The organism is Tropicibacter oceani (genome assembly GCF_029958925.1).
GTDB classification, from domain to species: Bacteria; Pseudomonadota; Alphaproteobacteria; order Rhodobacterales; family Rhodobacteraceae; genus Pacificoceanicola; species Pacificoceanicola oceani.
The window spans coordinates 421,846-443,279 of sequence record NZ_CP124616.1 but is presented as its reverse complement, the minus strand read 5'-3'; the positions used below and the strand labels follow the sequence as shown (position 1 = coordinate 443,279).

General features: G+C 64.6%; 20 protein-coding genes and 1 tRNA gene. 4 read left to right on the top strand and 17 right to left on the bottom strand.

From position 1 onward, the window contains the following. Positions 1 to 8 precede the first annotated feature (8 nt). From QF118_RS02190 to QF118_RS02165, 6 genes are all read right to left on the bottom strand, one after another. The gene (locus QF118_RS02190) at positions 9 to 980 is read right to left on the bottom strand and encodes a translocase (RefSeq protein ID WP_282301005.1); all 972 of its coding nucleotides are present in this window, start codon (positions 978 to 980) and stop codon (positions 9 to 11) included. 341 nt (positions 981 to 1,321) lie between these two features. Next, positions 1,322 to 1,411 (bottom strand) — tRNA-Ser (locus tag QF118_RS02185). Positions 1,412 to 1,594: 183 nt separating this feature from the next. Beyond that, complete coding sequence (locus tag QF118_RS02180; RefSeq protein ID WP_282301004.1) at positions 1,595 to 3,274, bottom strand: KpsE/RkpR family capsule polysaccharide export protein; 1,680 nt, start codon at positions 3,272 to 3,274, stop codon at positions 1,595 to 1,597. Continuing rightward, positions 3,252 to 3,911 (bottom strand): ABC transporter ATP-binding protein, encoded by a 660-nt coding sequence (locus QF118_RS02175; RefSeq protein ID WP_282302389.1) that lies wholly within the window; start codon positions 3,909 to 3,911, stop codon positions 3,252 to 3,254. The genes QF118_RS02180 and QF118_RS02175 overlap by 23 nt, the downstream gene beginning before the upstream one ends. Positions 3,912 to 4,127: 216 nt before the next feature. Then, positions 4,128 to 5,153 carry a permease gene (locus QF118_RS02170; protein WP_282301003.1) on the bottom strand — a complete coding sequence of 342 codons (1,026 nt, stop codon included), beginning with the start codon at positions 5,151 to 5,153 and terminating at the stop codon, positions 4,128 to 4,130. Beyond that, positions 5,146 to 5,496 carry an ArsR/SmtB family transcription factor gene (locus tag QF118_RS02165; RefSeq protein WP_282301002.1) on the bottom strand — a complete coding sequence of 117 codons (351 nt, stop codon included), beginning with the start codon at positions 5,494 to 5,496 and terminating at the stop codon, positions 5,146 to 5,148. The genes QF118_RS02170 and QF118_RS02165 overlap by 8 nt, the downstream gene beginning before the upstream one ends. Before the next feature lie 100 nt (positions 5,497 to 5,596). Between QF118_RS02165 and QF118_RS02160 the strand changes: the two genes are divergently transcribed. Continuing rightward, positions 5,597 to 6,178 (top strand): uracil-DNA glycosylase family protein, encoded by a 582-nt coding sequence (locus QF118_RS02160; RefSeq protein ID WP_282301001.1) that lies wholly within the window; start codon positions 5,597 to 5,599, stop codon positions 6,176 to 6,178. Further along, positions 6,175 to 6,963 (top strand): SseB family protein, encoded by a 789-nt coding sequence (locus QF118_RS02155; RefSeq protein ID WP_282301000.1) that lies wholly within the window; start codon positions 6,175 to 6,177, stop codon positions 6,961 to 6,963. The genes QF118_RS02160 and QF118_RS02155 overlap by 4 nt, the downstream gene beginning before the upstream one ends. 139 nt (positions 6,964 to 7,102) lie before the next feature. Here QF118_RS02155 and QF118_RS02150 read toward each other — a convergent pair whose 3' ends face one another. The 9 genes from QF118_RS02150 to QF118_RS02110 form a co-directional block, all read right to left on the bottom strand. Beyond that, positions 7,103 to 8,107: a P1 family peptidase gene (locus QF118_RS02150; protein WP_282300999.1), complete on the bottom strand. Its 1,005-nt coding sequence runs from the start codon at positions 8,105 to 8,107 to the stop codon at positions 7,103 to 7,105. A gap of 1 nt (position 8,108) precedes the next feature. Beyond that, positions 8,109 to 9,593: a glycerol kinase GlpK gene (glpK, locus tag QF118_RS02145; protein WP_282300998.1), complete on the bottom strand. Its 1,485-nt coding sequence runs from the start codon at positions 9,591 to 9,593 to the stop codon at positions 8,109 to 8,111. 166 nt (positions 9,594 to 9,759) lie between these two features. Further along, positions 9,760 to 10,500, bottom strand: coding sequence for an SDR family oxidoreductase (locus QF118_RS02140; RefSeq protein WP_282300997.1), 741 nt, complete (start codon positions 10,498 to 10,500; stop codon positions 9,760 to 9,762). A 13-nt stretch (positions 10,501 to 10,513) separates the two neighbouring features. Then, the gene (locus QF118_RS02135) at positions 10,514 to 11,239 is read right to left on the bottom strand and encodes an SDR family NAD(P)-dependent oxidoreductase (RefSeq protein ID WP_282300996.1); all 726 of its coding nucleotides are present in this window, start codon (positions 11,237 to 11,239) and stop codon (positions 10,514 to 10,516) included. A 115-nt stretch (positions 11,240 to 11,354) separates the two neighbouring features. Next, positions 11,355 to 12,791, bottom strand: a complete 1,437-nt coding sequence (locus QF118_RS02130) for an aldehyde dehydrogenase family protein (protein ID WP_282300995.1) — start codon at positions 12,789 to 12,791, stop codon at positions 11,355 to 11,357. After that, complete coding sequence (locus QF118_RS02125; RefSeq protein WP_282300994.1) at positions 12,781 to 14,418, bottom strand: ABC transporter ATP-binding protein; 1,638 nt, start codon at positions 14,416 to 14,418, stop codon at positions 12,781 to 12,783. The genes QF118_RS02130 and QF118_RS02125 overlap by 11 nt, the downstream gene beginning before the upstream one ends. Next, a complete protein-coding gene (locus QF118_RS02120) occupies positions 14,415 to 15,230 on the bottom strand; it encodes an ABC transporter permease (RefSeq protein ID WP_282300993.1) in 816 nt (271 codons plus the stop codon). Before QF118_RS02120 ends, QF118_RS02125 begins: the two co-directional genes overlap by 4 nt. Next, complete coding sequence (locus QF118_RS02115; protein WP_282300992.1) at positions 15,227 to 16,171, bottom strand: ABC transporter permease; 945 nt, start codon at positions 16,169 to 16,171, stop codon at positions 15,227 to 15,229. The genes QF118_RS02120 and QF118_RS02115 overlap by 4 nt, the downstream gene beginning before the upstream one ends. 45 nt (positions 16,172 to 16,216) lie before the next feature. Next, entirely contained in the window at positions 16,217 to 17,161 is a 945-nt protein-coding gene (locus QF118_RS02110) for a LysR family transcriptional regulator (RefSeq protein WP_282300991.1), read from the bottom strand. Positions 17,162 to 17,293: 132 nt separating this feature from the next. On the opposite strand from QF118_RS02110, the gene QF118_RS02105 reads away from it, so the two are divergent. Continuing rightward, entirely contained in the window at positions 17,294 to 17,506 is a 213-nt protein-coding gene (locus QF118_RS02105; protein WP_282300990.1) for a hypothetical protein, read from the top strand. A 3-nt stretch (positions 17,507 to 17,509) separates the two neighbouring features. Here QF118_RS02105 and QF118_RS02100 read toward each other — a convergent pair whose 3' ends face one another. Together QF118_RS02100 and QF118_RS02095 are read right to left on the bottom strand one after the other, a co-directional pair. After that, positions 17,510 to 18,391, bottom strand: coding sequence for an alpha/beta fold hydrolase (locus QF118_RS02100; protein WP_282300989.1), 882 nt, complete (start codon positions 18,389 to 18,391; stop codon positions 17,510 to 17,512). 5 nt (positions 18,392 to 18,396) lie between these two features. Beyond that, positions 18,397 to 19,866 (bottom strand): ABC transporter substrate-binding protein, encoded by a 1,470-nt coding sequence (locus QF118_RS02095; RefSeq protein WP_282300988.1) that lies wholly within the window; start codon positions 19,864 to 19,866, stop codon positions 18,397 to 18,399. 148 nt (positions 19,867 to 20,014) lie between these two features. On the opposite strand from QF118_RS02095, the gene QF118_RS02090 reads away from it, so the two are divergent. Continuing rightward, positions 20,015 to 21,355: a DMP19 family protein gene (locus QF118_RS02090; RefSeq protein WP_282300987.1), complete on the top strand. Its 1,341-nt coding sequence runs from the start codon at positions 20,015 to 20,017 to the stop codon at positions 21,353 to 21,355. The last annotated feature ends 79 nt before the right edge of the window (positions 21,356 to 21,434 follow it).

The following is a 21,434-nucleotide window of genomic DNA, read 5'->3' as shown; positions in this document are numbered from 1 at the left end:
GCCCCGTTTTAACGTGCGGCGACTTTCAGGTCTTCGACGACGTTTTTCAACACCAGAAAGTCGCCAAGGCTGTCACATTCGGGCATTTCCAGGGTCAAATCGCCCACCCGCAGGGGGCTGCCGTTGTGCAATTGCAGGGTTTGTGCCTCGATCTGGGTGTTGCAGTTGGCTTCGGTCACCTCTGCTTCGATCGACATCAGCACGTCGCCGGCCTGTTTTGCCGTGCCGGTCGGGAAGGAATAAACCTCGACCATCAGGCCCTGCGGCGCGTCGTCCTGACCAAGGCGCACAAGAAAGCCACCTTCGCCCGTGGCGGCGCGCGCCAGGTCCCCGGCTTCGGCCGCCCAGACATGGCCTTGGGTAAAGTACTCCGCAGCGAATTCGCGGGCATGCAGTTGCAGCCCCGCGGGGCCTTTCCATTGCACGGCCACACGGTCGTAGAAGGGCAGCGATGACACCTCGGCGGTGGCTGTGGCGCCTTCGCCGTTGGTAAAGGCGGCGATGAAGGTCGCGGTTTCCGCCAGCGCCGGCACTGTCACTTGCAACGTGCCGTCGGGCGTCATCACGTCGGTGAACATCATGCCCTGATGGTGAATCGTGACGCGTTCGCCTGCATGGCAGGGCGAGTCGACCGAAATCTCGACCATGGCCCCGGCGGTGGTTTCGGCCTCCATGACGCTTTCGCAGGCCAGGCCCGTCGGGGCGCTGTCCGCAGGCTGCGGCATGGGCGCCGCGTCGATCTGCGCGGCGGCCAGCACGACGGGTTCTGTCACGCCATCTATGTCTGGCGCGGTGGCAAGCGGCGGAATGGGGGCGCCCAGCCCCGAAGATGTAAGGGTGATGTCCGACAGCTCGATGGGGGCCGACTGGCTGGCCTGGCCCTGACCGGGAAGGGCAAGACCGAATTGCATGACGTAGCCGATGCCGAGTGCGCAGACCAGCGTGCCACCACCAAGGAGATAGCTCTTGAGACGGGCCATGACAGCCTCCCATGATTAACAGATAGGAAACACTCTGTTCTGGAAAGGTGGCAGGCTTTGGGCGCCCCCGCGGAGTCATTGCGGCATTTCCGGCGCCCTGCGCGCGGCCGGTAAACGACCGGCGGCGGGTCGCCTGGGGCAAACAGACGCCAAAATGGGAGCGAGATTTCGCATCAAAAACCGCTATTCGCGACCCTTCGAGTCCATTGAAGGGCGCCGAGTAACGTGGCGGACGCCGGTATGCGCGTGGCCGCGGGTCAAGCCAACAATCAGCATGTCCGAAGGCATCAACCGCCACCGAAGAGGCGCGGTTCGGCAATGCCTTGGGCGATGATTGATAATGGCGGAGAGGAAGGGATTCGAACCCTCGAGACGGTTCCCCGCCTACACACTTTCCAGGCGTGCGCCTTCGACCACTCGGCCACCTCTCCGCCGACGCGTTTAGCAAAGCGGGGCAGGGAGGTGCAAGCGGTAAATGGGTGTAATCCGCAAGGGCGCGATTTGCGGGCGACGGGGGGCAGGAAGGCGCGCGTTCAGGCATCGAAGCGCGCTGGATTGCACGCAAAGCTGGGCAGGGCCGCTGCCCCGGTGCCTTTGGCAACCGGGGCCTGGGGTCAGCTGCTGACCTGTTCGCGAAGGATCGACGCCGTCAGCGATATCATCAGATAGGCGCCGGCAAAGATCAGGAAGGCCAGGATCGTGTTTTCGAACTTGCGCGGATAGCTCGGGTCTTCGGAGGCGACGGGAACGACCGAGGTCGTCAGATAGCGGGCCTGGGTATCGGCATCCCGGCGGGCCTGTTCCAGGCGCTCAAGCGCGGTTTGCAGCATCAGGTCGCGGGTGGCCAGGTCGGCCTCGGCCAGCTTGATCTGTACGGCCTTTTCGGCCAGCGAATTGCCGCCGCTGGTGGCTGTGGTCATTTCCGCATTCAATTGGGCCAACAGCGCTTCCAGCCGGCGAACATCCCCCTGCGCGCCGTCGACCTTGGCGCGGTTGGGACGGGAGTTGTCGAGCAGCGCCTGGAGTTGCAGCTTCTTTTCCTGAAGCTGCAATTCATAGGTGTTGATCTGCGCGCGGAAGGCTGCGATTCGGCCTTCGGGATCGACGATGTTGCCCTCTTGCTGCAGGCGGACCAGACGTTCCTGCGCCTCGCGGCGGGCGTTGTCGGCGGCGATCAGACCATCTTCGGCGTCCGCAACCGCGTTCGACCGTTTGCGCAGCGACAGGTTGTCGACCCGTTCCTCGGCATAGCCGATCAGGGCGCGCGAAAACTCGGCGGCAACTTCGGGATCGGCGGCCATGATCTCCATCTTGATCACGCCTTCGGTGGGGTCATAGCCGATCTCGATGTTGCGCTTGTACAGCTTGTACGCCTCTTCATTCGACGGATCATCGCCAAGGCGTTGAATCGGGTCGATGAATTCCTGCGTGTAATGCTGTTTGAAGCCGACATCCTGATCAAGGCGCAGCATGGCGTCCTTCGATGTCAGATAGCTTTGCACCGCAATGGCATCTTGGTTGGTCGCGAACTGCGTGCCCGAGAACAAGGAACCCATGGCGCCCGCGGTGCTTTCGGCCTTGAGGATCAGGAATTCGGACTTGGTCGAATACATCGGGGTTGCGACGAAATAGAAATAATACCCGGCAATCAGGGTCGGAAGGCCGACAAAGAAGGCCAGGCGCGTCATCAGCAGCCACATTTTCTTGCGGCGGCGCCCTGCCAGATCCTTTTGGATCTGCATGATTTCCGCGGCACGGCGTTCTGCGGGGCTGGCCATCTGGGTCGACGGCAGCTGTTTCTTTTCGACATCGACGGTCTGGGGCAATTGTACCCGGACCTCGGGCTTTTCCTCGGCGGGCTTTTCGCTGGGTTTTTCGCCGTCCTTGTCGGCGACGACCAGCTCCAGCATGTTGGTGCGCTGGAATGGGTCGATGCCGCGGGCGCGCAGCAGGCGCACGGCGTCGAAATCAGACGTCGGGGCAAGCCCGTTCTTTTGCGCGACGCGGCGGGCCATGCGCAGCTGGCGCCCGGTCAGGCCCTCGCGGCGGATGGCATCCATGTCGGTTTCACCGGCAACCTGCGCGGCGGAATCCACCTGCCCGCTGCGGGGCGCGGCCGAGGCGGGCGCCGCCGGGCGCGGTGTCGCGGGCTGGTCGGGCTGAGGACGCGGTTGCACGGGGCGTTTGGGCACGGCTGTGCCGTCGGCCGGTTGCGGGGCCGTGGCAGCATCCTGCGCGCCGTCGATCGGATCGCGGCGGATGCGGAACTTTTTAGCCTTGGGTTTCGTAGTCATACAGCTGTTTCGCTTCTTCCAAGGTGTCGAACATATGCAGCTTGCCGTCCATCAGGACGGCCGCCTTGCGGGCGAATTTTTCAAGGATCTTCGGCTGGTGCGACACGATGATGATCGTGGTGGTGCGCAGCCGTTCGGCCAGCACATCGCCGGCCTTTTGGTTGAAATCGACGTCGGTGGAATTGGGCATGCCTTCGTCGATCAGGTACATGTCGAAATCAAGCGCCAGCATCAGGGAAAAGGTAAAGCGCGCGCGCATCCCCGATGAATAGGTGCCGATGGGTTGGTCGAAATATTCCTTGAGCCCGCAAAGCCAGCGGCAGAAGGATTCGACATAATCCGGGTCAAGCCCGTACAGCCGTGCGATATAGCGCGCGTTTTCGCGGGCCGAAATCTTGGATATCACGCCGCCCATGTAGCCCAGGGGGAACGAGATGCGGCACCCGCGTCTGATTTCGCCCTCGTCGGGCTTTTCCAGCCCGGCCATCATCTTGATCAGGGTCGTCTTGCCGGTGCCGTTGGGTGCCAGGATGCCCAGGGATTCGCCCAGGTCGACGCGAAAGGACACCCGGTCAAGGATCACCTTGCGCTGGGTGCCTGTCCAAAAGGACTTGCTGACCATGTCGAACTCAAGCATCAGGGTTGCCCCGGTTTTACCAATACCATCCCACGAACGGGTTTCCATTCTGCTACGGGATAAATTTGTCTACATTATGGCCCCTGACGGAAACAAAAACAACGCAGGGCCCCACAGGAGCCCCACGCTTGAAACAGTTAACGACGATTCCTTCGCCGTTCATGGGCGTCGGCCCGCGAAGCTCTGCCGCAGGGCGTTTGTGGCGGGTCGCTCGTCTCAGGCGACGGCGCCCCAGGCCAGTCCCGCGATGACCGATCCGACCAGCGCAAACCCGAGGTAGGCGGCAAAGACGCGCGGTTTGACCAGCGCCCAGACCGCGATGGCGGCAGGGATGCAACTGACTCCGCCCGCCAGGACAAAGCTCATGGCGGCGCCCTGTGCCATGCCCTGCGCCAGAAGCGCATCGACCAGTGGCACGGCGGCATAGCCGTTCAGATAGGCCGGAGCCCCCACCAGCGCGCCCAGCAGGATCGGCATGATCCCGGTGCCGCCCAGGAAACCGGCGATCAGGTCGGCGGGAACATAGTGGATCATCACCGCCTCAAGCACATAGGCCAGCGTCAGCCATTTCAGCAGGAACATGGCGTTGGTCAGGGCCGTGTCCTTGAACACGCCGCGACGCTCGCCGTCTTTCCAGAAGGCCCAGACCGGCGCGCCCTGAAACGGTTTGCGCAGGCCGCAACAACCGCCAACTTGGGGCTTTTCGCGCAGCGGATCGCGGAACACCGGGCTGGAGGCAAAGGCCATGGCGCCAAATCCGCCCAGCAACCCAAGGCCGACGGCGGCCAGCGTTTTGGCAAGCGCAAAGTCAAAGCCCAGCGTGCCTGCGGTGATGGCGAACATGGCCGGGTCCATCAGCGGCGAGGCCAACCAAAAGGCCATGACCGCGCTCAGCGGCGCGCCGACCGCCAGAAGCGCGGCGATAAAGGGGATGACTTCGCAAGAACAAAAAGGTGACAGCCCGCCCAGCAGTGCGGCCAGCAGGATCATCCGGGTTTCGCGCCCTTCAAAGGCCCGGGCCAGCAGGCGTTCGGCCCCCGATGCCTTGAGATAGGCGACCGCCAGAACGGCAAACAGGATAAAGGGCAGCGTGTGCCAGAGCGCCCCGATGGCAAATGTGACCGTGGGCCAGAATTGCGGTGGGTCCAGAACGGCGACCAGCGCCAGAATGACAAGGCTGGCGATCCAGGCCTTGTCGATGCGGGGCAACTGGCGCGGGGTGGGGGCGGTTGTCTCAGTCATTGTCGTGGCCTTTGTGGGTGCAGGTCGCGTCGGCGCAACAGTTCTGCAACAGGTATTGGGACAGGGCCTGCACCTCGGCATAGTCGGCACCGGCACAGATGATAGAGCGCCCTTGCCGGGTTTGTTTGACCAGCCCGGCAGCGGCAAGGATTTTCAGATGATGCGTCAGCGTCGATCCGGTGATGCCGCAGCGGGCACCCAGATCGCCCATGCTGGCGCCTTCGGGTCCGGCCCGGACCAAGGCCTGAAGCACGCCAAGGCGCTGTTCCGATCCCAGTGCGGCGAATTTGGCCGCCGCGGTTTCGGGCGAAAGGGTCGGGGGGATGGGATCTGTCATTTTCATATTTCTAGAGTTGTCGAAATGTGCGAGTCGCGCAAGCATTATTTCGACAAGTGTCGAAATGAGGGGTGCGCATCGCGCAAGCGCGCCCTAGATTACCGGTATGAATAGTCTTGCCGCCGATATCCGCGCCTGTCGCCTGTGTGCCCAGCGGTTCGCCGCAACCGAAACCGCGCATCAGCCGCGGCCGGTGTTTCGCGGCCTGCCCACGGCCCGGCTGCTGATCGCCGGGCAGGCGCCGGGCGCGCGGGTGCATGACAGCGGATTGCCCTTTACCGACCCCTCCGGGGACCGGCTGCGCGAATGGCTGGGGCTGGACAACGATGCCTTTTACGATGCGTCGCGGGTGGCGATCCTGCCCATGGCCTTTTGCTTTCCGGGGTATCGCAAGGGGGCGGACCTGCCGCCGCCGCCGATCTGCGCACGAACCTGGCGCGCGCCTTTGGTCGCCGCCTTTCCAGACATCCGGCTGACACTGGCGGTGGGGGGCTATGCGCAGAAATGGCACCTGCCAGGCACGGGCGGGGTGACCGACACGGTGCGGGCCTGGCGCGACCATCTTCCGCAGGTGATCCCCTTGCCCCATCCATCCTGGCGCAATACCGCTTGGCTGAAGAAGAACCCGTGGTTCGAGGACGATTTGCTGCCCGTCCTGCGCGCCCGCGTCGCGGAGGTGATGACATGACGACAACCCCGATCGATACCGCCCATGCCGCGATGGAGGCCGCGCCGGACGATGACGCCGCGCGCCTGCGGTTCTATGAACGGCTTGCCGATGCAGAGCTGTTCCTGATGCTGACCAGGGAACCGCAGGGCGATGACATCTCGCCCGAAGTGTTCGAGGTACAGGACAGCGCCTTTGTGCTGGGGTTTGATCTTGAGGAACGGCTGTCGGGTTTTGCCGGGCGCGCGGTGCCCTACGTTGCGCTGTCGGGTCGTGCGCTGGCGCGGATGCTGGCCGGGCAGGGAATCGGCCTTGCGCTGAACATCGAGGTCGCGCCGTCGTCGATCCTGCTGCCACCGCAGGCGCTGGAATGGCTGTCGCAGACACTGGACCACGCGCCGTCCCAAGGCGAGGCACGCCCACAAAGCCTGCACGCCCCGACCGGCCTGCCCGAGGCGCTGTTGCAGGCGCTGGACGCCAAGCTGGCGATGACGGCGGGGCTGGCGCGCAAGGCCTATCTGGCGCGCGTGACCTATGAGGGCGGCGGGCAGGGGCATCTGCTGGGAATCACCGGGGCGGTTGCCGGGGCCGAGGGCGCGCTGGCGCAGGCCATCAACGAGGCGCTGGTGTTCTCCGGGCTCGAGGCGGGGGCGCTGGACGTGGCCTTTTTGACCGACAGCGATCCGCTGACGGCGCAACTGGCCGGTGTCGCCCTGCGCTTTGATCTGCCGGAACCCGAGACCCCGGGCCGGGTCGAACGGCTCGCACCCGGATCAGACCCCGACAAGCCGCCGATCTTGCGCTAAACGATCGACGCGGGTTCGGTGGGGCCGGCGTGGAATTTGAGTATTTTTGCCAAGAAGAAGGGCAAAGGGCCAAGAACAGGCCGGGCGCGCGTTGCGCCGGTGGACAGGGACATCTGAGGGCCTGCTGTGTCCGGGCGGATCAGAATCCCAGGTCCTGTCTCAGGGTCGGCAGGGTGTCGCCTGAGGTGGGTGTTGCCTCCCAAACGGCGCGGGCGATGGCGCGGGCAAGGCAGAGGCTGGCGGCGTGGCCGATCCAGGCCAGCTGAATGTCCGGGGCGTCCAAGGGCTTTGCGCCGGTCGCAGCGGCGAATACCAGGTCTCCGTCCATAGGGGTATGCGATGGCTGGATCGCGCGGGCCATGCCGTCGTGGGCCGCGACGGCCATGCGGTGGCACTGGGCCTTGGACAGGATCGCATCGGTGGCGACGATGGCGATGGTGGTGTTGCCGTGCTGTGCCATGGCCTGCAGTTTGCGGCTTTCGGGCAGGGGGTGAAAACCCTTGGCGGGATCGGGGCCAAGACCGCCGAATTCATCGCCGAACTCGGCCGGGGCTGCCCAGAAATGCCGCCCCGAAGGGGTCGTGACGCTGCCCAGCGGATTGACGGCGACCAGCGCGCCGACGGTGATCCCGTCATCGAGGATCAGGCTGGCCGAGCCAAGCCCGCCCTTGTGCATCGCCGTTTGCGCGCCGGTGCCGGCGCCATGGGTGCCTAGGGCGAAATCGGGGCTTGCCGATAGCAAGGCGGCTTTGCCAAGGGCCGGATAGGGGTTGTTGCCCCAGTCCTTTTGCCCGCCGTTCAAAAGGTCAAAGATGATTGCGGCGGGAACGATCGGCACGCGGGCCGAGAGAACGGGAAAGCCGCGCCCCTGCGCATACAGTTCGTCCATCACGCCCTGCGCGGCGGCAAGCCCAAAGGCGCTGCCACCGGATAGCACCAGCGCATCTGCGCCGGGGGCGGTTTTGTCGGGTGCCAGAAGATCGGTTTCACGGGTGCCGGGGGCGCCGCCCTGCACCGCGACCGAGGCGGTGAATGGCGCATCGCCGATCAGGACCGTGGTTCCGGATTTCAGCGCCATGTCTTGCGCATTGCCGACGCGAAGGCCGGCAATGTCGGTGATCAGGTTTTTCGGACCGGGGCGCATCTTAGAACGCCTGCGCAGCGGTGACCGCCCGTTTCCATGCGGCATATTTTTCGGCGCGGCGGTCCTTGTCCATCTCGGGGACAAAGCTGCGTTCGAGCGCCCAGGTGCTGGCAAAGCTGGCCTGGTCGGGGTAGACGCCCGCGCGCTGCCCGGCCAGCCAGGCCGCGCCCATCGCGGTGGTTTCCAGGATTTCGGGGCGGTCAACCTGAGCATCTAGGATATCGGAGAGGAACTGCATGGCCCAGTTGCTTGCGCTCATCCCGCCGTCGACGCGCAGAGCGGTCTGCCCCGGGCTGTCCCAATCGGCCTGCATCGCCTCGAGCAGGTCGCGGGTTTGGTATCCGACGGATTCCAGCGCGGCGCGGGCGAATTCCTGCGGTCCGGAATTGCGCGTCAACCCAAAGACCGCGCCGCGGCATTCGGCGTTCCAATAAGGCGCGCCAAGGCCGGTGAAGGCCGGGACAATGACGACATTCTGGCCGCTGTCCGAGGCTTCGGCCATGGTCTGCGTTTCCTTGGCGTCCTTGATGATCTTCAGCCCGTCGCGGAGCCATTGCACCACGGCCCCGGCGATGAAGATCGAGCCTTCGAGCGCATAGGTCGGCTGGCCGTCCAGCTGATAGGCGATGGTGGTCAACAGGCGGTTTTTCGAGGTGACGGGCGTGTCGCCGGTGTTCAGCAGGGCAAAGCAGCCGGTGCCATAGGTCGATTTCATCATCCCGGGTTCAAAGCAGGCCTGGCCGATGGTCGCCGCCTGTTGATCGCCGGCAACGCCAAGAATCGGGATCGCGGCGCCAAGGTGATCGGGCAGGGCGGTGCCGAAATCGGCGGCGCAATCCATCACTTCGGGCAGCAGGGCCATCGGTACGCCCAGCATGTCGCACATGGTTTGCGACCAGCGCCCTTTGCGGATGTCGTACAGCATGGTGCGGGCGGCGTTGGTGGCATCGGTGACGTGCCGCGCGCCGCCGGTCAGGTTCCAGATCAGCCAGCTGTCGACGGTGCCAAAGGCCAGCTCGCCCGCTTCGGCTCGGGCGCGGGCGTCTTTGACGGTGTCCAGCAGCCAGGCCACCTTGGTGGCGCTGAAATAGGGATCAAGCAGCAGTCCGGTCTTTTCGGTGACGGTGGGTTCATGGCCCGCATCACGCAGTTTCTGGCAAAGGTCGGCGGTGCGACGATCCTGCCAGACGATGGCGTTGTGAATGGGTTTGCCGGTCTTGCGATCCCAGATCAGGGTGGTTTCGCGCTGGTTGGTGATGCCGATGGCGGCAATGTCCGCGGCCGTGATCCCGGCCTTTGCGATCACGTCGCGGCAGGTGTCCAGGGTGGTTTGCCACAGGTCGTTGCAATCGTGTTCGACCCAGCCGGATGCGGGGTAATGCTGGGTGAATTCCTGCTGGGAGACATGGCTGATCTTGAGGGTCCCGTCGAAAAGGATCGCGCGGCTGGAGGTGGTGCCTTGGTCGATGGCGAGAATGTGGGTCATGACAATCCTCTGAAAGGGTGGTTGGCGGGCAGGCTAAGCCTGCCTGTGGGGAATGGAAAGCGGGTCGACGGGGGCACTGTTTCGGCAAAGCCGAAAGGCGCCCACCCGCCGACCCCTTGGTCCGCGCCCGGTGCCAAGGGGGGCGATCAGGGCAAGGGTGGCGCCGCTAGATGCACCGCCCGCCGTCGACCTGCAGGCAGACGCCGGTGATCATGCTGGCCTCGTCCGAGCACAGGTACAGCGCGGCGTTGGCCATGTCTTCGGGGGTGGAAAAGCGGCCAAGCGGGATGGTCGACAGGAACTTGGCGCGCATTTCCGGCGTGTCTTCGCCCATGAAGCTTTTGAGCAGCGGGGTTTCCCCGGCCACCGGGTTCAGGGCGTTGACGCGGATGCCCATGGGGGCCAATTCGACCGCCATGGTACGGGTTGCGGTGTTCACCCAGCCCTTTGACGCGTTGTACCAGTTCAGGTTGGGGCGCGGCGAGATCCCGGCAGTGCTGGAGATGTTCAGGATGGTGCCGGTGCCGCGGTCCTTGAGGTGCGGCACCAGCGCCCGTGCGCCCAGGTAGATCGACTTGCAGTTCACCGCCATGACCCGGTCAAAGTCTTCTTCCGAGATGGTTTCGAGGGGGGCGGGCAGGTGGGTGACGCCGGCGTTGTTCACCAGGATGTCGACCTGGCCCATCACCTCGATGGCGCGGGTGATCATGGCGGTCATGCTGGCGCCATCGGCGACGTCGACATGATGCGCAATGCCGCCGAATTCCTCGGCGACGGCGCGGGCGTTTTCTTCGTTGATGTCGGCGATCATGACCTGTGCGCCTTCGTTCACGAAGCGCCGTGCGATGCCCGCGCCAAAGCCCGATCCGGCGCCGGTGACGATGGCGGTTTTGCCTTGCAGTCTCATGCGGTGTCCTTCCTCAGTAGGTTGCGCGGCCGCCGGACTGGTCAAAGACCGCCGCCGTGGTGAACGAGGCCTCGGCCGAGGCCAGCCAGCAGACCATCGCGGCAATTTCATCGGTGGTGCCAAAGCGCCCCATCGGGATCTTGGATTTCATGTAGGCGATGAATTCCGGCGTCATCTGGGACAGGATCGGGCTTTCGACCACGGCGGGGGCGACGGCGTTGACGGTGATCTGCGTGTCGCTCAGCTCTTTGCCCAGCGATTTGGTCAATCCGATGACGGCGGCCTTCGAGGTGGAATAGGCACTGGCGTTGGGGTTGCCTTCCTTGCCGGCGATCGAGGCGATGTTGACGATGCGGCCAAAACCCTTGGGGCGCATCAGTGCGGCGGCGGATTTGTTGCAGTAAAAGACGCCGTGCAGGTTCAGGTCGATGACCCGGTGCCAGTCGTCGATGGGATAGTCGATGACGGTCGCGTTCGGCCCGGTGATCCCGGCGGAACAGATCAGCGTGTCCAGCCCGCCCATGGCCTGCGCGTCCTGCTGCATGGCGGCATCGACGGCGGCGGCGTCGGTCACATCGACCTGCCGCGACCGCAGGCCCTGCGGCAGGTTGGACAGGTTTTCGGGATTGATGTCCCAGATGGTGACGGTTGCGCCCTCGGCGGCTAGGCGGTTGGCGATCGCCAGCCCGATCCCCGACGCGCCGCCGGTCACGATGGCTGTGCGGTTGTCAAATCTCATGTCGGCCTCTCCCTTTGCGGCCATGTTGTCGCGGTTGTGGGGGCAGGTCCAGTGATTTTGGTATACCAGAGGGGGCGGCGGGAAAGCGGGGCGCTACCCTGCCCTTCCACCCGCGTCAGCCGTGCAGCGCGGCCACCGTCTTGAGCGTTGAGAAACCGTAAAGCGCCTCGAACCCCTTTTCGCGGCCATGGCCGGATTTGCCTGTGCCGCCAAAGGGCAGCTCGACCCCGCCACCCGCGCCGTAATTGTTGATAAAGACCTGCCCCGCGCGCAGCTTTTTCGCCATGCGCATCTGGCGGGCGCCGTTCTGGGTCCAGATGCTGGCGACAAGACCATAGTCGGTGCCATTGGCGATCTGCACCGCTTCGGCTTCGTCGGCAAAGGGGATGATCACCTGCACAGGACCAAAGATTTCCTGCTGGGCCAGCGGGTGATCGGGCGGAACGGGGCCAAACAGCGAGGCGGGGACAAAGTGGCCGGGCAGGTCGGGCGGCATGGCCTGGGCGATCAGCGGCAGATCGGTGGCCTGGGCAAGGAACTGCTGCACGCGGTCCTTTTGCCGGGCGTTGATCAGCGGGCCGATGTCCGGGTCGTCGATGGCCGCGCCGATGCGCTTGCTGCGATAGGCCGTGGCCATGGCCTGGCTGACCTCGTCCAGGCGCGAGTGATGCACAAGAATGCGCGAAGAGGCAGAGCAGGTCTGGCCGGCATTCTGAAGCCCGGCGTTCACCAGGAAAGGCAAGGCAGCCTGCAGGTCGGCGTCCTCAAAGACGATCTGCGGCGATTTTCCACCCAGTTCCAGTGTCACCGGCACGACATTGGCGCCCGCCGCGATCTGCACCGCAGCGCCCGTGGTGACCGAGCCGGTAAAGCTCAGATGCTGGATACCCGGATGCGCGGCCAGGGCGGCGCCTGCCTCGGCGCCCAGTCCGGGCACCACGTTCAGCGCCCCGGGCGGCAGGCCGGCCTGCGCGGCCAGATGGGCAAAGACCAGCGCGGTCAGGCAGGCGCCTTCGGCCGGTTTCAGAACGCAGGCATTGCCCATGGCCAGCGCCGCGCCGACGGACCGTCCGATGATCTGCATGGGGTAGTTCCAGGGCACGATATGCCCGGTCACGCCATGCGGTTCGCGCAGGGTATAGACGGTATAGCCGTCTAGATAGGGGATGGTTTGCCCATGCACCTTGTCGGCCGCTCCGCCGTAGAATTCGCAATAGCGCGCGAGGGCAAGGGCATCGGCCCGGGCCTGCGAGGTCGGTTTGCCGACGTCGAGGGATTCCAGCCGGGTCAGCAGATCGACGTTCTGCAGGACAAGCTGGCCAAGCCGCATCAGGATGCGCCCGCGCTCGGCGGCGGTGCTGTGGCCCCATGTGCCATCCATCGCCGATTGCGCAGCCCGTACCGCCGCGTCGATATCGGCGGCGCTGCCGCGTGCGATCTGCCCGATCTCCTCGCCGGTCGAGGGGTTGCTGATTGGCAGGGTGCCCCCCGCCGGGACCCAGGACCCGTCGATCAGCATGCAAGAAGGGTCAAAGGGCAGGTCAGGCAGCATTCGGGTCTCCGATGTCGGGCAGAACGGGCGCAGCGGCGATCAGCTCTTGGGTATAGGGGTGGCGGGGCGTGTCAAAGACCTGCTGCACCGGACCTTGTTCGACGATTTCGCCCTTGCGCATCACCAGCACGCGGTCGGTGATCGAACGCACGACGCTGAGATCGTGCGAGATGAACAGGTAGGTCAGGCCATGATCCCTGGACAACCGGGCGATCAGATCCAGGATCTGGGCGCGCACGCGCACATCCAGCGCGCTGACGGCTTCGTCGAACAGGATCAGGTCGGGGCGGATGATCAACGCGCGCGCAATCGCGATGCGCTGGCGCTGCCCGCCGGAAAAGGCATGGATATGTTTGTGCTGATCGTCCGGGTGCAGCCCGACGGCGGTCAGCGCCTGTGCGATGGCCTCTTGACGGGCGGCCCCCCTGGGCGGGTTGTCCGACAGGTGAAAGGGCTCTGATATCAGGCGGCCGACACGGTGGCGGGGGTTGAAGCTGCTGTAGGGGTCCTGAAACACCACCTGCATGTGGCGGCGAACCTTTGGGTTGGCGCGGCCATGGTCCAGAACGGGGGCGCCGTTCAGGGTGATCGTGCCGCTCTGGACCGGGTCCAGCCCCAGAATGGCGCGGGTCAGGGTGGATTTGCCACAGCCGCTTTCGCCAACAAGGCCGACGCGTTCGCCCCTGTTGATCTGAAAACTGACGTCGTTCACGGCGCGAAAGGCCCTTGGTGCGGCAAAGGGGTGTTCGCGCGGCAAGGGGTAGTCGCGGCTGACACTCTGGACGCTCAGCAGCGGGGCCGTGGCCGCGACCGGATGCAGGTCGGCCTTGTGGCTCGATGCCTCGAAAAGCTGGCGGGTATAGGGGTGCTGCATCTGCGCGAACAGCTGCCGGGTGGGGGCCTGTTCGACGATCCTGCCCTTGTGCATCACCGCAATGCGGTCGGCCATGTCGGACACCACGGCAAGGTCATGGGTGATCATCAGCAGCGCCATGCGCTCGGTCTTGACCAGATAGCGCAACAGCTTGAGGATCTGCGCCTGCGTGGTGACATCCAGCGCGGTGGTCGGCTCATCCGCGATCAAAAGCTTTGGCCGGTGTGCAATCGCCATGGCGATGGCGACGCGCTGGCGCTGCCCGCCGGACAATTCATGCGGATAGCGGCCCAGCGGTTGGTCAAGGCCGACCTTTTCCAGAGTTTCAAGGGCGCGCGCCCGGGCCTGCGACCGCGACAGGTCAGAGTGGATCAGCAAGGTCTCCATGACCTGCGCGCCGATGGTCTGAAGCGGATTCAGCGCGGTCATCGGTTCCTGAAAGATCATGCCGATGTCGCGTCCGCGATAGGCGCACAAATCGCGTTCGGACAGGGACAGCAGATCGGTCCCCTCCAGCCGGATCGCGCCACTGGCACGGGCGCTTTGCGGCAACAGTCCCATGATGGCCAGCGCGGTCATGGATTTGCCCGACCCGCTTTCGCCGGTCAGGGCGGTGATCTCTGCGGGAAACAGTCTGAGCGAGAGGTCCTTGACGACCGGCTTGTCGTGGATCGTGACATCAAGATGGTCGATGATCAGCTGCGGCACCCAGTTGCCGCTATCGACTTCGCGCCGTTGTTCCGGGGTGATCATGTGCGCAGCACCTTCAGGCGCGGGTCAAGATGGTCGCGCAACCCGTCACCCAAAAGGTTAAGGCCCAGCACCATCAGCACGATGGCAAGGCCGGGGATCAGCGCCACATGCGGCGCCAGCGCGACCATGGTCTGCGCATCGGCCAGCATCCGGCCCCAACTGGGGACGGGGGGCTGCGCGCCAAGGCCGACATAGGACAGGCCCGCCTCGGCCAGGATGCCAAGCGAGAACTGGATGGTGCCCTGCACGATCAGCAGGTTGGTGATGTTGGGCAGGATGTGTTCGGCGCTGATGCGGGTGCGGGATTTGCCGCAGACCCGCGCGGCCAGGATGAAATCGCGCCGCCACAGCGACAGCGCCGCGCCGCGCGACAGGCGGGCAAAGACGGGGATGTTGAAGATGCCGATGGCGATGATCGCGTTGATGGCTCCGGGGCCAAAGATCGCGGTGATCAGGATGGCGATCACAAGGCTGGGAAAGGCAAAGATCAGGTCGTTGCCTCGGCTGATCAATTCGTCCAGCCAGCCGCCCTTGTGGGCGGCGGCGGTCAGGCCAAGGGGCACGCCCAGGCCCATGCCAATGCCCACGGCCACCAGCGCCACCGCGATCGAGGTGCGCGCCCCGGTCATGATCATGCTCAGGATATCGCGTCCGAAATGGTCGGTGCCCAGCAGGTGCGCGCCGCCGGGCGGTTTCAGGCGGCCCGCGATGTTCATGGTTTCGACGTCGAAGGGCGTCCAGATGAACGACAAAAGCGCGGCGACCAGAAAGACCAACGTCAGGAATGCGCCGAAAATCAGGGATTTGGTCATGTCCGCTGCCTTAGCCTGGGATCGACGATGGCATAGGCCAGGTCGGTCATGAAATTGACCATGATGACGGCAAAGACCAGCAGCATGACCACCGATTCCACCACGATCAGGTCACGCTGGCTGATCGACTGAAAGATCAGGCGCCCCAGGCCCGGCAGGTAAAAGACCTGCTCGATGATGATTGCGCCCGCCAGCAGGAACGAAAACTGCAGCCCGATGATCGTCAGCACCGGGATCAACGCATTGCGCAGCCCGTGCCGCCAAAGCGCCTGGCCGCGGGTCAGGCCTTTGGCGCGGGCGGTGCGGATGTAATCTTCGCCCAGAGCGTCAATCAGCGACGATCGCAGCACGCGGGCAAGGATCGCCGCCTGAGGCAGGGCCAGCGCCACGGCGGGCAGGGTCAGGGCGCGCAGGGCCAGCACGGGGTCCTCCCAGCCGGGAAATCCGCCCGACGGCATGAGCCGCAGCTTGATCGCGAACAGCAGCACCAGCAGCATGGCGAACCAGAAGTTCGGGATGGCGACGCCCAGTTGCGTGGCGGCCATCACCCCCAGGTCGGCGGGTTTGCCCCGGCGCGACGCGGCCAGTATGCCGGCGGGCAGGGCGATCAGCGTGGACAGGCAAAGCGCCAGCAGCGCCAGCGGCAACGACACCCAAAGCCGGTCGGCGATCATCCCGGACACCTCTGTCCGATAGGTATACGAGGTGCCGAAATCGCCGTGCATCATGCCGGTGACCCAAGTCAGGTACCGCAGGGCTTTCGGCTGATCCAGGCCCAGTTCGGTGCGTAGCGCGGCAACCGTGTCGGGTTGCGCGTTGATCCCCAGCATGTAGCTGGCCGGATCGCCCGGGGCGACCTCGACCACGAGAAAGATCACCAGCGAGGCAACCGCCAGGCTGAGGATCAATGAGGTCAGTCGGCGGATCAGATAGGCCAGCATGAGGCCACGTTAGGGGCGGAATGCGGGCCGGTCCAGAGGGTTGCGTCAGCCGTCGTTGCCGTTGCTTTCGGATTGCCCCAATACGTCGATCTCCTGGTTTTCGCTGATGTCGCGCAACTCGGCGATGACTTCGGTTTGTGCATCCTGAATGCGTTGCTGGACGGCATGCAGGGCCTGGCCGGCCTTTTCACGGATGTCGTCGTCAAGATCGTCACGCCAGACCGACCAGACCGGGTAGGGAAAGCGCGGCGCGTCAGGCACCAGGAACAGGGCGCCCGCGTCAAGGTGGCGCTTGATGTAACGGGCCGGCAGATAGGCGGCGCGCCCCCGGTTCAGGATGTAATCGGCGGCCAGCGCCCCCAGCGACAGGGTCAGGCCGGGGTTCGTCAATTCGGGCAGTTCCAGCGCGTGGGCATGCAGGAATTCCGGCCCCCAGTCGACAAAGACATAGTGGTCGGCGATGTCCTCAAGCCGGTCCTGCCGGGCCGAGGCCAGCACCAGTTCTTCGTCGACCAGCTTTTCGGCGTTCAGACCGGGGCGCATCTGCGGGTTGTACATCAGGCCGACCTGAATCACCCCTTCGATCAGGAAACGTGTCAGGCGGTCGGGCATGCCCAGTTCGGCCCGCACGCTGAGATCGGGCAGCGTGTCGCGCAGCGCGTCGATCCATTGAAAGCCCAGGCGCGGCCACAGCGAATACTGCGCGCCGATGGTCAGCGACCGGCTGAACCCCTTGGGAATGCCGACCTGCTGGCGCGCCTCTTCCCAGATCTTGATCAGGGAAATCGCATAGCGTTCGAATTCACGCCCCGCCGGCGTCAGTTCGGCCCCCGCCTTGGACCGTTTGAACAGCGGTTTGCCCAACGACTCCTCAAGCCGCTGAATGCGCAGGCTAACCGCTGATTGGGTGACGAACAGCCGGTCGCTGGCACTGACGAATGAGCCGGTGGCCGAAACTTCGAGAAAGGTGCGGACGAGGGTGATGTCCATGTCTATCCATATGTAAAACTCGGAATTAACCGCAATATTATTCGTTTTTCTAACTTGTGGAAAGCCCGTAAACAACACGAGTGCCGCAAAGGGCGGCAGGTTCGACGTTTCCGACGTGGAAAGGACATGAATATGAAAGCTGCTTTTCTCCCCCGCAAAGGTCTGGTCCTGGCTGTGCTGGCAGCCGTTGCGCTAAGCGCATGTTCGGCCGAAAAGGCCTTTGACAACACTGTTGATGCGACGCTGTGGACCGGCAAGACCGCGGTCAGGGCGGGCGCCGGTGTGGTCAAGCTGGGCGCCAAGGGCGCTGGCGCCGTGGCCCGCGCGGCGACGGACGCCGAGTAACCGCTAGGCCAAAGGCAGCAGGAAATCGCGCAGATGCTGCGCGGTCTGTGCCGGATGCTGATCAGGAAAGAAGTGGCCGCCGGGAACGGCGGCCTTTTGCATTCGGGCCAGCCTGTCCGACCATGTGGCCGGAACGTCATAGGCCTGCGCCATGGCGCCATCGGCCCCGTACATCACCAGCGCAGGGCACTGCACCTGTCGACCAAGGTCGGCGGCATCCAGGGCGAAATCCACCTCGATCGCGGCGCGGTAGTCGTCGCACATGGCGCGGATGGTTTCGGGATCGCGCCAGGCGCTGCGATAGGCCTGCAGCTGGCTTGGGTCGAAATCCGACAGCTGCGCGGCGCCCCAGCCCAACAGGCAGCTTTCGTAGAAATGATCGGGATCGGCGCCGATCATGCGTTCGGGAAAGGGTTCGGGCTGGGCCATGTAGAACCAGTGGTAATAGGCCTTGGCCACACCCATGGTCAGATCGTTCAGCAGCAGGTGGGTCGGGACGATGTCCATGACTGTCAGGCTTTGGACCGCCTCGGGTGCGTCCAGCGCTAGCCGATGCGCGGTGCGCCCGCCCCGGTCATGGCCGACCAGGTGAAACCGGTCAAACCCCAGTTGCGCCATCAGCGCGGTTATGTCGGCGGCCATCTCGCGAAAGCTGTAGTGCCTCAGCCCCTTGGGTTTGCCGCTGTCGCCATAGCCGCGCAGGTCGGCGGCGATGACGGTGAAATCCTGCGCCAGAACGGGCGCGATCTGCGCCCACATGGCGCGGGTCTGCGGAAACCCGTGCAGCAAAAGCAGCGGCGGGCCATTGCCGCCGCTCTCGTAGGCGATGGCCACGCCGTTTGGCGTGGCCACCCGGGCGGTAAAGCCGGGGATATGGGCCTGCACGGCGCTTACTCGGTCCAGCGCACGCCGGTCAGATCGGTCGCCTGGGTCGGCTGGTTCTGCCACAGCCCTTCCAGCCGCGCATCGGCGACGGTGGGAAAGGCCAGCTGGAAAAGGTAGCCGTTGACGTAATCCTTGGCGATCATTTCCTGGGCCTGGCGCAGCAGGGCGCTGCGCTGTTCGGGGTTCGACGTGGCGGTCAGTTCCGTCATCAGGGTCTGGAACGGCACGCTGTCATACTGGAAATAGTAATCCGGCCTTGCATAGATGTTGATGTCCATGGGTTCGGTATGGCTGACGATGGTCAGGCCGAAATCCTTGCCGCGGAACACCTCTTCGAGCCACTGCGCCCATTCCAGATTGGTGATCTCGGTCTGGATGCCCACGGCGCGCAGCTGCGCGGCGATGATTTCACCGCCCCGGCGCGCGTAGGACGGCGGCGGCAGTTTCAGCGTGGTGGTAAAGCCATCGGGCAGCCCTGCCTCGGCCAACAGGGCCTTGGCCTTTTCCGGGTCGTACTGCGACAGGCCGGTCAGATCGACATAGTCGGGGTTGTGCGGGGCGAAATGCGTGCCGATCGGCGTGCCAAGGCCGAACATTGCCCCGTCGATGATTTCCTGGCGGTTGATCGCATGCGCAATTGCCTGCCGCACCTTCACGTTGTCCAAGGGGGGCAGTTTGTTGTTGGTCGACAGGATGGTTTCGCCCTCGGTGCTGCCGGACAGGACCTGAAACCGCGGATCGGCCTCGAACTGCGGCAGGTTTTCGGGCGCGGGAAAGCCGGCAAAGGCGTCGATATCCTGCGCCATCATCGCGGCAAAGGCGGCGGTCGGGTCGCTGATGAACTTGAACGTTGCCTCGGTCAGCGCCGGTTTGTCACCCCAATAGGCATCGTTCTGCACCAGATGGATGCTGTCGCCCTGGGTCCAGTTGTCAAACTTGAAAGGGCCGGTGCCGATGGGGGTCTGTTTGATGGCCTCGATGCTCTCGGGGGCCACGATCACCGCGTCGCCCCAGGCCATGTTGAACAGGAAGCTGCCGTTGGGCTGCGTCAGGGTCACGGTGACGGTCTGCGGATCGGTCGCCTCGACGCTGGCGATTTCGCCGAACAGCGCCTTTTGCGCGTTCTGGCTGTCCTCGGCGCGGGCGCGGTCCAGGGTGAACTTGACGTCCTCGGCGTCCATCGTCGTACCGTCGTGAAAGGTCACGCCGCTGCGCAGATGAAAAGTATAGGTCAGCCCGTCTTCGGAAATCTCCCAGCGCTCGGCCAGCCCGGGCACGACCGAACCGTCCGAGGTAAAGCGGGTCAGCCCCTCGAAGACGTTGGAGTAAAGCACGCTGTCGATGGCCCCGGCGGCGGCCGAGGTCGGATCAAGGTGCGGCGGTTCAAGCTGCAGACCGATGGTCAGGTCGGTCTGCTGGGCAAGGGCGGCGCTGCCGGTCAGCAAGGCTGCGGCAAGGGTAAGACGAAAGGTCATGACTGGAAGCTCCCTGAGAACGGTCTGCCCGAGTGTTCCCGCAACCGGGCAAGCAATCAAGCCCCGGCGTGGAAATGTCCGTTTCCTGCCCAAGTTGGCCCAAAAATTTCGGTTAACCATGCTCAAACCGTCAGGAAAGGGCTGCGTCATGCTTGGAAAACTGAAACATCTGCTGGGTGGCAAGGCCTCGGCCGAGGCCTTTCAGGCGCGCAAACCCGGGGGCGGCAAACGGTTTTCCGGCGAAGCACCGCCGCAAGAACCGCCGGCCGCGAATAGCGCGCCGCCCCGGCTGGACCGGATCGTGGTTCCGCAATCGGCCATGGATGCCCTGCCGGATGACCCCGCGCCGCTGGTGCAGGCCATCGTGAATTACACCAATCAGATGACCGGGCAGGGCCGCTACAAACGGACGGAATTGCCCGCCGCTGCGATCCAGGCCTTTCACTGCGACTATTATCTTGCGCAGGTACTGAACGGGGGACACGCTCAGTTCGTGGGCAACACAAGGGCGCTGATCGAAGAGACGTTCTGCGACGTGGTCGAAGGACTGCGCGCGATGGGGGCGACGGACTACCTGATCCTTGCCCGGTCCGGGCAAAAGTGGGTGCGTGAAAACCCGCAAGAGGCCGCGCAACAGACCGGGTTCGAAGGCGGCATTGCCGAATCGCTCAGCCGTCTGGACGGGCCTTTTTACCAGTTGAACCGCAAGACCCCGCTGCAAGGTGCCATTGCCGCATGGATTGCCGGCCATCCCCAGCTTCACGTGGTTCCGGACGACCAGCTTGCCGCCGAATTGCAGGCGCTGGCCCTGGCCAATCCCGAACGCGGCCGGCGTGATGCGATCCTTGAATGCGCGTCCATTGCGGCCCGTTTCGCCAATCCCCTTCAGGTGGGGGCGGCGATGGCCTGCTGGCGGTCCGGCGAGGCCGATTTCCTGCTGGGTCTTGGCAACGGGTCGTATCGCGATGTCGAGGGCGAACAGCGGATGGCCTTTGCGTTGCGCGCACTTGGCGGCCCCCGTTTCCTGGTTCCGGTCGAAGGCCGCGGCGTGACGCTTTACGACTGTATCCGGCACGACAATTCCCACCTGCCCGAGAACCCGCTTAAGGCGTCGATGGACGATATCAGAAGGTTCCGGCCCGATGAGCTTGGCGAAAAGCTGGCCGAAGTGTCCGAGGCCGACATTGCCACCGCGATGGCGCTGGCAGACAGGCTAAAGCTGGGGGCGGCCCTGCACCTGTTGAAAACCCGCATTCCGGGCATGAAGGCGCTGCCTGCGCTGACCATCGTGCACGCCGGGCCGTCGACTGACGGCAGCGAAACCTTTGTCTGTTCCTACGTCGAAAACAACGAGGCCTGGATGCTGAAGGTCGGGGCCGAGGGCGCGATTTTCATCAAGCCGGGCAAGGATGCAAAGCCGGTGACAGGCGCCAGCCGGGCCGAGATCGACTTTCATGCCGAAACCCACAGGATCGAAGGCCTGCGCTAAGGGCGGCGCGCAGAAAGCCTCTGGTTCTGCAATGCAGCAAATGCTAGACCTGCGCGCAACTTTGTTGCGCGGAGGAGGC

Excerpts from the sequence above, each read along its gene's own strand:
- QF118_RS02190 (WP_282301005.1), bottom strand. The coding sequence starts at position 980 with ATGGCCCGTCTCAAGAGCTATCTCCTTGGTGGTGGCACGCTGGTCTGC.
- QF118_RS02180 (WP_282301004.1), bottom strand. The coding sequence starts at position 3,274 with ATGACTACGAAACCCAAGGCTAAAAAGTTCCGCATCCGCCGCGATCCG.
- QF118_RS02175 (WP_282302389.1), bottom strand. The coding sequence starts at position 3,911 with ATGCTTGAGTTCGACATGGTCAGCAAGTCCTTTTGGACAGGCACCCAG.
- QF118_RS02170 (WP_282301003.1), bottom strand. The coding sequence starts at position 5,153 with ATGACTGAGACAACCGCCCCCACCCCGCGCCAGTTGCCCCGCATCGAC.
- QF118_RS02165 (WP_282301002.1), bottom strand. The coding sequence starts at position 5,496 with ATGAAAATGACAGATCCCATCCCCCCGACCCTTTCGCCCGAAACCGCG.
- QF118_RS02160 (WP_282301001.1), top strand. The coding sequence starts at position 5,597 with ATGAATAGTCTTGCCGCCGATATCCGCGCCTGTCGCCTGTGTGCCCAG.
- QF118_RS02155 (WP_282301000.1), top strand. The coding sequence starts at position 6,175 with ATGACGACAACCCCGATCGATACCGCCCATGCCGCGATGGAGGCCGCG.
- QF118_RS02150 (WP_282300999.1), bottom strand. The coding sequence starts at position 8,107 with ATGCGCCCCGGTCCGAAAAACCTGATCACCGACATTGCCGGCCTTCGC.
- glpK (WP_282300998.1), bottom strand. The coding sequence starts at position 9,593 with ATGACCCACATTCTCGCCATCGACCAAGGCACCACCTCCAGCCGCGCG.
- QF118_RS02140 (WP_282300997.1), bottom strand. The coding sequence starts at position 10,500 with ATGAGACTGCAAGGCAAAACCGCCATCGTCACCGGCGCCGGATCGGGC.
- QF118_RS02135 (WP_282300996.1), bottom strand. The coding sequence starts at position 11,239 with ATGAGATTTGACAACCGCACAGCCATCGTGACCGGCGGCGCGTCGGGG.
- QF118_RS02130 (WP_282300995.1), bottom strand. The coding sequence starts at position 12,791 with ATGCTGCCTGACCTGCCCTTTGACCCTTCTTGCATGCTGATCGACGGG.
- QF118_RS02125 (WP_282300994.1), bottom strand. The coding sequence starts at position 14,418 with ATGATCACCCCGGAACAACGGCGCGAAGTCGATAGCGGCAACTGGGTG.
- QF118_RS02120 (WP_282300993.1), bottom strand. The coding sequence starts at position 15,230 with ATGACCAAATCCCTGATTTTCGGCGCATTCCTGACGTTGGTCTTTCTG.
- QF118_RS02115 (WP_282300992.1), bottom strand. The coding sequence starts at position 16,171 with ATGCTGGCCTATCTGATCCGCCGACTGACCTCATTGATCCTCAGCCTG.
- QF118_RS02110 (WP_282300991.1), bottom strand. The coding sequence starts at position 17,161 with ATGGACATCACCCTCGTCCGCACCTTTCTCGAAGTTTCGGCCACCGGC.
- QF118_RS02105 (WP_282300990.1), top strand. The coding sequence starts at position 17,294 with ATGAAAGCTGCTTTTCTCCCCCGCAAAGGTCTGGTCCTGGCTGTGCTG.
- QF118_RS02095 (WP_282300988.1), bottom strand. The coding sequence starts at position 19,866 with ATGACCTTTCGTCTTACCCTTGCCGCAGCCTTGCTGACCGGCAGCGCC.
- QF118_RS02090 (WP_282300987.1), top strand. The coding sequence starts at position 20,015 with ATGCTTGGAAAACTGAAACATCTGCTGGGTGGCAAGGCCTCGGCCGAG.